The organism is Pseudomonas sp. JL23 (assembly GCF_056933585.1).
In genome coordinates, this window is the sequence record NZ_CM167795.1 from 3108210 (window position 1) to 3118506 (window position 10297).

Here is a 10297-nt window from a genome sequence, read left to right on the forward strand (position 1 = left end):
TGCTATCTAATAGTGTGCTTGCAATGTTTGGGGATTCTAGGCGGCAAACGACTTCACGATTAACCGTGTTGCCTCACTAGTCTTCAGCTCATCGACATCCTTGATCTTGAGCCATTTGCACTCGGCAATCTCGTTCTTCGGCAGTGGCCTGCCCGAGGCGGGGATCAGTGCCATGAACACGAAGTGCACAACCTGGGCCTGTTCATACTCAGCCAGGTAGATCAGCCCCAGATTGCTCAGGCCGGTTTCTTCGCGCAGTTCCCGGGCGGCGGCCTGCTGAGGTGTTTCGCCGGCTTCGATCTTGCCGCCGGGCAGGGCCCATTTGGATTTGGGCTTGCGCACATAGAGGATCTGGCCGTCGCGCTTGCAGATAACTGTTGCTCGTTCTTTCATCGGTGTACCCACTCGTTAGCCGGTTGCGGCGCTGCGCCTGGTCAATATGAAGCTGGCGACGAAACGAGGTGCTGTCACAAAACCTTCACATATTGTTCATATGCATAAATTATGCCGTAATGCCATGAGCATGAGTCCAATATAGAGTTGAGCCCGACAGCACGCCGGGCCCGGAAGGAAGGTCACTCGTGATGAGCGAAAAAGCCAGGGATGGCGACCTGTTGCTGCAACTGGCGGTAGGTCGGTTCATCGGCCTCTGTCAGTAACTTGCGACCATCCTTGAGGGTGATCCAGAAGGTCGTCGGTATGCCGCCATGCCCGACGGTGTTGGCGTTCAGCCCGAGCAACTGGCTGTCTGTCAGCCCTTGAGGGCGCAACGTGTCCAATGAATGAGTGGCGATTCCAGGGGCCGGAGTGACCGAACGGATTTCGTCTGCGTTGATTCTGGCGCCGGGCCAGGGAAACAGGGCGGTTTCGACAATAATGGCACCACAGTTGTATTCACCTTCGCCCTGAAGAAAATCCCCCGCCAGGATATGCATCTTGGCCATGGGTTGTCCTCCTTCTTAAGTGAGCAGTTGTCCATTGCGCGCCCCAAAACAGGGCGTGTCAATGAGCTGCGGACGAAGGGGCGGCAGTACGTCCGATCAAGGTGAGCCGCCCTCTGCGAAGCCTTTACATCGGCGGAGTGACGCCGTTTTCACCGGCGGAAATGGCCTGTGCCGTCAGGCTGCCATCGGCGGCTTTCTGCGCAAACAACACTACTTTGACACCGGGCTTGAGCAGGCTGCGATCGGCAGGGACCAGATTGACGATGGGAACGTCATCAGGGATGACGATGGTTTTCTGGCCGCCCTTGTAGTTGACTGTGATGCTGCGGCCGTTGGTTGTTACCAGATCACCCACCGAACCGTTGGTCATGCTGCTACCGGGCGCCAGGTCGAAGGCTCGGTGACCATCACCGGTCCCGGCCATTTGCGGTGGGAAAACATGCACTTCCAGTGCCTTGAGGGTGCCATCGGCCTGGGGCACGGCGGCCGAGCCGATATAACTGCCCGGCTTGATGTCAGCGACATTGGCCAGGGTCACGCCGCGTACGGCGGTGTCCTTTTGCAATTGGATGGACAGGTCTTCGCCGCGATTGGTGTGGACTTTCAGGGTTTCGCCGTCCAGCGCGGTGATTGCGCCGCGTACGCCGATGCGCTGCGCGGGGGCATCTTCGGCGTGGGCCGGAGCGATCAAGGCCAAAGAGGCCGCCAGCACGGTGGTGTTGAGCAGTTTGCCAAGGGTGGAATGCATGTTGTCTTCCTGTGGTTGTGACTTCGATGTCTGGCGGGTCGATCAAGCTTAGCGGGTGTGTCTGCCGGTACATAATGTACGCATCAGCCGGTCGGCGCTTCAGGTCTGTAACCGGCAGCCGATGGCATGGGTTGTGTATGGGCTTTGTGGGGGCGGCTTTATGTGTCTGTTGTTAAATCGAATATCTTGCTTGCCAGCGCCCGCTCGCCCCACGGAAGATAGGCGCAGTCAGTTTTTGGCCCTGGAGTTTTCATGAATGTCCCTCCCTCGATGGACGCAACGTTACACGCGATGGATAGCGCTGATCATCGAGCGGTCGAGCCATTGGACATCAGCCCTGAACTGCCGCCGACGCAGATTGAGGACGAGTCGCTTCAGGCCTTGTTGAACAACGCCCGCAATGAGCTGCGCAGCCCGGACTGGGTGGTTTATGGCGCGGCCGATCAGATGCATTTGCTGGCTCAGGGTAATCCATTGGCGAACTGGCCTGCGGATATCCCCCATGAAGAATTTGACAGCTTCTGTCTTGGGCTGGGCCTGCATCGCTGGCACACCGGGCGGGGCGAGGGCGCGCTGGGTTGGTTGCTGGCACCGGCAAGTACCGCCAGCGATCCGGCATTCGCGCAACTGGCATTGCGTCTGGGCTATCGGATGCAGGCTGATGCCTTGGCCCGGGCGCAGACCACTCAACGAGTGTTGTACGAAATCACCTACCTGGCCAGCTCCACCCGCGATCGCGGCGCGTTCATGGAAGGCGTGCACCATCAGTTGGCCAATCTGATCGATGTCGAAAACTTTTATCTGGCCCTCTACGACAGTCGCAGCGGCAAGATCACTTACCCGTATTACGTCGACAGCACCGACGTTGATGCCCTGGCCGCCGAGGCCTATGAATTCGTTGATCATGCGCGGATGTCCCTGACGGGGCACGTGCTGACCACGGAGCAGCCGATGTTTGTCGACGCGGCAGGCATCCGCCTGGCTCATGAGGAGCAGCGTTTCTATTGCGTCGGACATGTTCCCGAATACTGGATGGGCGTACCGCTGAGGAATGCCTCTGACGAGGTGTTTGGCATGTTGGCGATGCAGGTCTACGACGCCGAGCGAATCTACAGCATCGAGGCTCGGGCATTGTTCCAGGTGGTCGCGGGGCACGTGGCCATGGCTCTGGACCGTATCCTGCACCGTGCCGACCTGGAAGAAACCGTGCTGTTGCGTACACAGGAGCTGTCGGCGCTCAATACTGCGCTGCGCCAGGAGGTCGCCGAACGCGAGCGCGCCGAGCATTTGCAGACCGCGCTGTTCCAGATTGCCGAACTGTCGAGCCAGCCGGGGGATATGTCCGAGTTGTTCGGCAGCCTGCACGGCATCGTCGGCGAGCTGCTGTTTGCCCTCAACTTCTATATCGCGTTGTTCGATAACGCCACCGGCGAAGTGACCTTTCCCTATTACGCCGATGAACGCATGGTCGACCGCCCGCCACCACGCCGTGGCCAGCGCGGCCTGACCGAATACGTGATTCGCCAGCGACGGCCATGCCTGATTGATATGAATGAAGCGGCGCGCCTTGAAGACACTGGCGAAGTCGACACCATCAGGACGCAGGCGCGCAGCTATTCATGGCTGGGCATCCCGTTGTTCGAAGGCGACGACGTGCGCGGTGTACTGGCAGTGCAAAGCTATTCGCCCCATGTGTTCTATACCCTGCGCGATCAGGAGTTGCTGACCTTCGTGTCCCGGCACATCGACACGGCGTTGTCCCGACGCAGCGCCACCGAAGCCATCCACACGGCCAATCTGCGTCTGGAGGCCAGAGTGCAGGACCGCACGCGGGAGCTGGACCACGCCAATGCCAAGTTGCAGCACGAAAACTCCCATGACTCCCTGACCGGGCTGCCCAACCGCAGTCATCTGCAGCAGCGTCTGCACACCGGCTGGGTGGATTTTCGCAACCATGGCAAACCCCTGGTGGTGATGTTCATCGACCTGGACCGCTTCAAGATGGTCAACGACAGCCTTGGCCATCACTTTGGTGACCTGTTGCTGACCCAGGCCGCCGATCGCCTGCGCAGCTGCATGCGCGGTGGCGACCTGCTGGCGCGGCTGGGCGGGGATGAGTTCGCGGTACTGGCGTTCGGGACGCCAATCGATGGTGCGGTGGTGATTGCCGAGCGCATCCTCGAAGCTTTCGATCTGCCGTTCTTCGTCGACGGTCACGCAGTGTTCTCGTCCTGCAGCATCGGCCTGGTCTGCGCCGACAAGCAATTTCATAACGACCCCACCGACCTGCTGCGCGACGCTGACACGGCGATGTATCGGGTCAAGAATGCCGGTCGTGACAGTTTCGCCGTGTTCAACCAGGAGTTGCGCCGCGAAGTGTCGGACCAGGTGGAGCAGGAGGGCGCGCTGCGCAATGCCCTCAAGCGCGATGATGAGCTGATCCCGTATTTCCAGCCGATCGTCTGCGTCGAGAGCGGCCGCCTGCTGGCCATGGAGGCGCTGATTCGCTGGCATCAACCGGACGGTCGGGTCGTGGCGCCGGGGCATTTTCTGCCGGCCCTGGAAGGCCTGCGCCTGATCGGTCGCCTGGACCTGTACATGTTGCAGCGAGTGGTCGCCATCCTGGCCTTGCCCGAAAACGCCCACTGGCCGACGGTGCACGTCAATTGCTCCAGCTACAGCATTACCCGGCCCGAATTCGCCGGGGAAGTCCTGTCGTTGCTGGAGCGTTTTGCTGTGCAGCCATCGCGGATCTGTCTGGAACTGACCGAGGGTGCCCTGGTGGCCGAACCCGAGCAGGCCCGACAGTCGATGAAAACCCTGGCCGATCACGGCATGTCGGTGGTGCTGGATGACTTCGGCGCGGGTTTCTCTTCGTTGAGTTATGTGCACCAGTACCATTTCAGCGGCCTGAAGATCGACAAGTCGTTCATCCTCGAGCTCAGTACCAGCTCGCGCAGCCGGGCCATTGTCCGGGCTATCGTGCGTATGGCCGAGTCCCTGGACCTGACGGTGGTGGCCGAGGGCGTGGAGGATCAGGCCACCTGGGACCTGTTGAAAGAGATCGGCGCCGGACAGGCTCAGGGTTATTTCTTCTCGGTGCCATTGCCTATTGAGCGCTTGCCCAAGTGGCAGTGAAGCACTGATCAACTAGGCTCAACCCAGTTCCACAGCGCAACGCTCGGCGACATGGCAGTTGGCTTTCATGGGAATTCCTCGGCGGCTCGTGGCTTTACGGCGACGCCGCAGCCTGTCCATCGATAGCGCTCAGGCGTCGCTCACCCACACCAAGAGGTGAGCTCCATGGTCCTGATCTATCGTTGGCAATTCTGGCTGGTGGCCTTGCTGCTGCTGTTTCCAGACGCCACGCAGTCGGCGTTTGCGGCAGAGCAGCAATACGCACAGGCTGATTCACTCAAGGTCGAGGGCGGCCAGTTGAAGAAGTGCCGCGTGGGTTACCGCACGTACGGCACCCTGGCGGCCGATCACTCCAATGTGGTGCTGTTTCCCTCCTGGGCCAGTGCCAGCACGGTGAACGTAGAGGCGTGGGTCGGCCCTGGCCGGTTGGTCGATTCCGGCAAGTGGTACGTGGTTGCCATCGACGCCATTGGCAACAGTGTGTCCTGTTCGCCTTCCAACAGCCGGACCATGCCGTATATGGCCTTCCCGAGCTATTCGATTCGCGACATGGTCAGAGTCCAGCATCAGGTCCTGAGCCTGAACCTGGGCATCGATCACCTGCACGCGATCATCGGCCTGGGCATGGGCGGTATGCAGGCGTTGCAGTGGGCGGTCACCTATCCGGATTATGCCAGCCGTGTGGTGTTGCTTGGCACCAGCCCAAAGCCGACCGAAGCGGACCACCAGCGCTGGGACGCGCAGTTGAGGCAGATGGAAGTGGGCGGACATCCACCGCCGGTGGCCCTCGACAGTTATCGTCAGTTGCAGGCCATCCGTAGCTTCGATCTGGTCGGCAGCGCGGACATGGCAACATTGGCCAGAAAGATCAAGGCGCGCATGCTGATCATGGCCTCGACAAAGGACAACTGGGTCGATCCCGAGCCCGCCCGGCAATTGGCGGCCAATGCCCGACAGGCGCGATATCTGTTGCTGGATAACCTGTGCACCGGCCAGGTCAGCGGCTGTGTCCAGCGTGATGCGTCAGCGATTGTGGCGCGGTTCCTCGAGGCAGGTCCTTGACTGGCCGCAACCGGCAAACCGCTGCCGCTTTGACGCGGCCAAGGTTGCCGGTAGAACGTGCCCGATATGCTCAAACTCTTGTCTGGCAAGGCGCTGCCACGAAAGTGCGCAGACTGGCACCGCTTTTGCTGCGCCTGTCAGGCACCCTAACCTTACAGGAGGTGTTCGATGAATATCGCCGGTAACACCGCGTTGCATCAACTGGTTGCCCAGGCAGTTCGCAAACTGCCGGTGGAAGCCAATACCGACGCGTTCAGCAACATCAGTAACACCGCAGCAAACGCTTCGACCCTGACCTCCGGCGTTGCGCCGGTGACATCGTCGAGCAGCGACAGCAGCCAGCAGGATTCGACGTATGACGAATCTTTCGCCAAGTTGCTGGTGCAGTTGAAATCCGGGGCTGCGGCCTTTGAATCCAGTGCGGACTCCAACCTGGCGCTTGCCCAGGCAGCGTCCGATAACAGCAGCACCACGACCCAGGCTGGCACGGTCCCAGGTCCTGGTGATGAGGCTGTAGTAAAGGACCTGGATACTTCGCATAGCACGTCGCTCAAGGACTTTCTGGCTTACATGAACGAATCGCCCGCTGAAAAGCTGCGCGACAAGATGACTGGGGTCAGCAAGAGCGAGTACGACAGCATGACGCCTGATCAACAGGCGGCTATCGATAAGAAAGTCCAGGATTCGCTGAAGCAGCAGCAGGAAACTGCCACTGCCGACGTAAACGCCAAGATCCTGGCGGCCAGACTGGCGCTGGTGTAAATCGGCACAGGTGCCAGGGGATGTGAATTTCACACCCCCTGGTGCGCTTTAAGAGAGGACCGGAGTAATCAGGGTCTTGTTGTCGACAAAACTGGTCAGGTTGGCGAATACCAGATCCGCCATGGCCTGACGGGTTTCGTGGGTTCCACTGCCGATATGGGGCAGCAGCACCACATTGTCGAGCTTGAACAGTTCTTCCGGGACATTGGGTTCGTCAGCGAACACATCCAGCCCGGCGCCGGCAATTTCCCCTTCCAGCAAGGCCGCCACCAGAGCCGACTCATCCACCACGCTGCCACGGGCAACATTGATCAGGAACGACTTCGGCCCCAGGGCCTGGAGCACGTCACGGTTGATCATGCGCTCGGTATTCGGGGTGCCCGGTACGATCACCACCAGAAAGTCTGCGGCCCTGGCCAGTTCGATCAGGTTGTCGTAGTGCTTGTAGGCGATGCCTTCATAGGCCTGGCCGCGCCGGTAGTAGGCGATATTCATGTCGAAGGCGGCGGCACGCTTGGCGATGGTCTTGCCGATCTTACCCAGACCGACGATACCGCAGGTCTTGCCGGTCATGTCGTAGCCCAGAGGGAACTTGCCTTTGAGCCACAAGCCGGCGCGCACGAAACGTTCGGCTTCACTGATGCGTCGGGAAACGTCGAGCATCAGGGCCAAGGCGGTTTCAGCCACGGCGTTGTTCAGCACGTCGGGGGTGTTGCTCAGTTTGATACCGCGCTTTTTCAGGTACTCGACATCGGTGCCGTCGTAACCGACGCCGAAGCTGGTGACCACTTCCAGGTTGGGCAGGCGCTCGAGAAGGGCGTTGTCTGTGCCGTAGACGCCACTGGTGACCACTGCGCGAATGCTTGCACCGTGCTCATCCAGCCAACTGTTCAGGTCTGGAATTTCCCAGCGATTGTGGGCGGTGAAGTCGCGGTTGAGTTCCTGCATCAGCGAGGGATGCATCTGACCCCAGATCAGGACGTTACCTTTATTGACGCTCATATTGTCTCCTTGTCAGCGCCAGACGGCGTGTCGCGCAGCAGGCTGCATTGCAGACTGAGCAGGCACGGGCCCGGGCAGGGGTGTTGTTATTGAGGCTGCCTTGCCTGTCGTTATACGTTGTCATACAACATCAATTCAAGTCGCTTTTGTTAATCCACCCTTGCCAACAATTGCTCGGCCAACAGTGGCAGGACCTCTTCGCAGCTGGCTTCGATCTTCAGGCTTAACAGGTCGTCGGCCCGTGTCTTGCCCAGATTGATGGCAATTATCGGCTTGCCTTGATCGACCATACGGCGGCACAAACGAAAAGCCGAGAAGGCCATCAGTGAAGAGCCCACCACCAACAACCCTGCGGCTTGTTCCACGGCGGTCATGGCTTTGGCGGCGGTCCCGGCGGCAACGTTTTCGCCGAAAAACACCACGTCCGGTTTCAAGCGTTCGCCGTTGCAGTGGGGGCAAAGGGGCACCCGGAAGCGCGCTTCGAAGGAGGCGTCGAGGAGGGTGTCGCCGTCCGGTGCCTGAATCGCGTCTACCCCGGCCAGATAAGGGTTCTGCGCTTGCATCAGTTCCTGGATCAGTTGGCGATCGCTGCGTTGGCGGCAATCCAGGCATAGCACTCGATGCAGGCTGCCGTGCAATTCGATCACGTCGTGGCTGCCAGCCTGGTCGTGCAGGGCGTCGACGTTCTGGGTGATGACTGCGCTGATCTGTTTCTGGCTCTGCAGACAGGCCAGGGTCTGATGGGCGATATTCGAACGTGCCTGGCGAATGCGCGGCCAGCCGAGCATGGCCCGGGCCCAGTAGCGCCGCCGTGAGTCGGCTTCGGCGATGAATTGCTGATACATCATCGGTGCCTTGCCCCGGCGCACGCCCTCGCTGTCGCGATAATCCGGGATGCCCGAGGGTGTGCTGATGCCCGCGCCGGTCAAGACCGCGAAAGGGCCGACGGCCATCCAGTGAGCAAGGGTTTCGATGTCATTCATGAGGATCCCCGATGATTGCGTCATCGGGGGATCATGTTGGGAAATGGCAGAAGGGGCAAGTATGGAAAACCCGTAGGACCGGCTTTAGCCGGGAGGGCGTCGGTGCAGTCAATACATCTTCGGCGCCTGCCCCATTGTCCTCGCGGCTGAAGCCGCTCCTACAAGAAAGCCTCGTCCAGTCGGTGATTTGCGGTGCTTAACAACAATTACGGCATCCGCGGCAACTCATTCGGCCGCAGGTCGAACACCAGTACCTCGGCATCGATACCGCCGCTCAAGTGGATGACCTGTTCTTCACGCACCCGCACGCCATCGCCTTCTTCCAGGCGCTGACCATTGAGCTCCACCGAGCCGCAGGCCACATGAACATAGGCGTAGCGCTGCTGACCAAGGGTCAGGGTGGCCTCTTCGTCGCCGTCGAACAGCCCGGCATAGACTCGCGCGTCCTGCCGCACGCTCAGCGAACCGTTGGCGCCTTCGGGCGAGATGATCAGTTGCAGGCGCCCGCGTTTCTGCTCCTTGGTAAAGTGCTCCTGCTGATAACGCGGCTTGGCGCCGCGCTCGCCAGGCACGATCCAGATTTGCAGGAAATGTACTGGCGCCGTTTTCGAGTGGTTGAATTCGCTATGGGCCACGCCGCTGCCTGCGCTCATCAGTTGCACATCGCCAGGGCGGATGACCGAACCGGTGCCCAGGGTGTCCTTGTGTTCCAGTGCACCTTCAAGCACGTAGGAGAAAATCTCCATGTCGCGATGGGGGTGCTGACCGAAGCCCATACCAGCACTGACGCGGTCGTCATTGATCACCAGCAGATCGGAAAAACCCTGTTCCCGCGGGTTGTGATACTGGGCGAAGGAAAAGGTATGAAAGGACTTCAGCCAGCCATGGTTGGCGATGCCACGTTGCGATGCCTTGCGAATAGTCAGCATGATCTTCTCCGGTAGAGGCGAGCAGGGTGGTGCGCTCGCCTGACGCGTATGGCGTCGATGTGGAGAAGGTTAATGTCCATGAGTAAGTGCAAAAAGTAGCTGAAAAGCTAATAACTGTCCCTTTTTAGTTGACAGTTGTTGCGCGATTGAAAATCTTGCAGATTCTTCTGCCGACTGCAGCCGGTCCTGCAGAAGCTGTGTATATCAGGCATATAAAAAGCACAGGGAGACCAACGCGCCGCCGCAATGGGACGCACACTACAAGCCAAGGATGCGACACGGACGGCAAGCTAGCGCATCTTCTGCGGATGCCTGCGCCCAGTGGGCAGCCTTCCTTGCCATGACTGCGTGAAGATGCGTTTATGGTCCTGGTCTGCATCGTCGATGACGACACCTCTGTGCGAAAAAGCCTTGGCAACCTGCTCAGGTCCGCAGGCTACCGCTCGCTGGGTTTTGCCTGCGGGGAGGATTTTCTTGCCTCCTCGGCGGTAGATCAGGCGGTGTGTGTGCTGCTTGATCTGCGCATGCATGGCATGCAGGGCCTTGAGGTACAGCAGCATCTCAACGATGCGGGCAAGGCCATCGCGGTCATCTGCATGTCCGCGCATAATGATCAGGAGGCCATTGACCAGGCCCTGCGTGGCGGGGCGCAATGCTTTTTAGCCAAGCCTTTTTCCGCAGACGTTTTATTATCCGCGATCTCCCAAGCCGTTCTGCACAGGTAGCCCG

General features: G+C 59.8%; 10 protein-coding genes. 4 read left to right on the forward strand and 6 right to left on the reverse strand.

The window, feature by feature from the left end; all coding sequences use genetic code 11:
- Positions 1 to 36: 36 nt before the first annotated feature.
- From AC1Z24_RS14565 to AC1Z24_RS14575, 3 genes are all read right to left on the reverse strand, one after another.
- Positions 37 to 393, reverse strand: a complete 357-nt coding sequence (locus tag AC1Z24_RS14565; RefSeq protein ID WP_483746242.1) for an NUDIX hydrolase — start codon at positions 391 to 393, stop codon at positions 37 to 39.
- Between the two features lie 182 nt (positions 394 to 575).
- Complete coding sequence (locus tag AC1Z24_RS14570) at positions 576 to 944, reverse strand: hypothetical protein (protein WP_483746243.1); 369 nt, start codon at positions 942 to 944, stop codon at positions 576 to 578.
- A 124-nt stretch (positions 945 to 1068) separates the two neighbouring features.
- Positions 1069 to 1692 carry a DUF5666 domain-containing protein gene (locus AC1Z24_RS14575; protein ID WP_483746244.1) on the reverse strand — a complete coding sequence of 208 codons (624 nt, stop codon included), beginning with the start codon at positions 1690 to 1692 and terminating at the stop codon, positions 1069 to 1071.
- A gap of 252 nt (positions 1693 to 1944) precedes the next feature.
- Between AC1Z24_RS14575 and AC1Z24_RS14580 the strand changes: the two genes are divergently transcribed.
- The 3 genes from AC1Z24_RS14580 (at position 1945) to AC1Z24_RS14590 (ending at position 6654) form a co-directional block, all read left to right on the forward strand.
- A complete protein-coding gene (locus AC1Z24_RS14580) occupies positions 1945 to 4830 on the forward strand; it encodes a bifunctional diguanylate cyclase/phosphodiesterase (RefSeq protein WP_483746245.1) in 2886 nt (961 codons plus the stop codon).
- Positions 4831 to 4995: 165 nt separating this feature from the next.
- Entirely contained in the window at positions 4996 to 5892 is an 897-nt protein-coding gene (locus AC1Z24_RS14585) for an alpha/beta hydrolase family protein (RefSeq protein ID WP_483746246.1), read from the forward strand.
- A 168-nt stretch (positions 5893 to 6060) separates the two neighbouring features.
- Positions 6061 to 6654: a hypothetical protein gene (locus AC1Z24_RS14590; RefSeq protein WP_483746247.1), complete on the forward strand. Its 594-nt coding sequence runs from the start codon at positions 6061 to 6063 to the stop codon at positions 6652 to 6654.
- Positions 6655 to 6702: 48 nt separating this feature from the next.
- Here the strand turns inward: AC1Z24_RS14590 and AC1Z24_RS14595 are convergent, their stop codons facing one another.
- The 3 genes from AC1Z24_RS14595 to AC1Z24_RS14605 form a co-directional block, all read right to left on the reverse strand.
- Complete coding sequence (locus AC1Z24_RS14595; RefSeq protein ID WP_483746248.1) at positions 6703 to 7656, reverse strand: 2-hydroxyacid dehydrogenase; 954 nt, start codon at positions 7654 to 7656, stop codon at positions 6703 to 6705.
- A 149-nt stretch (positions 7657 to 7805) separates the two neighbouring features.
- Positions 7806 to 8639: an NAD-dependent protein deacetylase gene (locus AC1Z24_RS14600; protein ID WP_483746249.1), complete on the reverse strand. Its 834-nt coding sequence runs from the start codon at positions 8637 to 8639 to the stop codon at positions 7806 to 7808.
- A gap of 206 nt (positions 8640 to 8845) precedes the next feature.
- Positions 8846 to 9568, reverse strand: coding sequence for a pirin family protein (locus tag AC1Z24_RS14605; RefSeq protein ID WP_483746250.1), 723 nt, complete (start codon positions 9566 to 9568; stop codon positions 8846 to 8848).
- A 362-nt stretch (positions 9569 to 9930) separates the two neighbouring features.
- Here AC1Z24_RS14605 and AC1Z24_RS14610 point away from each other — a divergent pair, with 362 nt between their 5' ends.
- Positions 9931 to 10293: a response regulator transcription factor gene (locus tag AC1Z24_RS14610; RefSeq protein WP_483746251.1), complete on the forward strand. Its 363-nt coding sequence runs from the start codon at positions 9931 to 9933 to the stop codon at positions 10291 to 10293.
- The last annotated feature ends 4 nt before the right edge of the window (positions 10294 to 10297 follow it).

Coding starts and splice junctions, on each gene's coding strand:
- AC1Z24_RS14565 (WP_483746242.1), bottom strand. CDS start 393: ATGAAAGAACGAGCAACAGTTATCTGCAAGCGCGACGGCCAGATCCTC.
- AC1Z24_RS14570 (WP_483746243.1), bottom strand. CDS start 944: ATGGCCAAGATGCATATCCTGGCGGGGGATTTTCTTCAGGGCGAAGGT.
- AC1Z24_RS14575 (WP_483746244.1), bottom strand. CDS start 1,692: ATGCATTCCACCCTTGGCAAACTGCTCAACACCACCGTGCTGGCGGCC.
- AC1Z24_RS14580 (WP_483746245.1), top strand. CDS start 1,945: ATGAATGTCCCTCCCTCGATGGACGCAACGTTACACGCGATGGATAGC.
- AC1Z24_RS14585 (WP_483746246.1), top strand. CDS start 4,996: ATGGTCCTGATCTATCGTTGGCAATTCTGGCTGGTGGCCTTGCTGCTG.
- AC1Z24_RS14590 (WP_483746247.1), top strand. CDS start 6,061: ATGAATATCGCCGGTAACACCGCGTTGCATCAACTGGTTGCCCAGGCA.
- AC1Z24_RS14595 (WP_483746248.1), bottom strand. CDS start 7,656: ATGAGCGTCAATAAAGGTAACGTCCTGATCTGGGGTCAGATGCATCCC.
- AC1Z24_RS14600 (WP_483746249.1), bottom strand. CDS start 8,639: ATGAATGACATCGAAACCCTTGCTCACTGGATGGCCGTCGGCCCTTTC.
- AC1Z24_RS14605 (WP_483746250.1), bottom strand. CDS start 9,568: ATGCTGACTATTCGCAAGGCATCGCAACGTGGCATCGCCAACCATGGC.
- AC1Z24_RS14610 (WP_483746251.1), top strand. CDS start 9,931: ATGGTCCTGGTCTGCATCGTCGATGACGACACCTCTGTGCGAAAAAGC.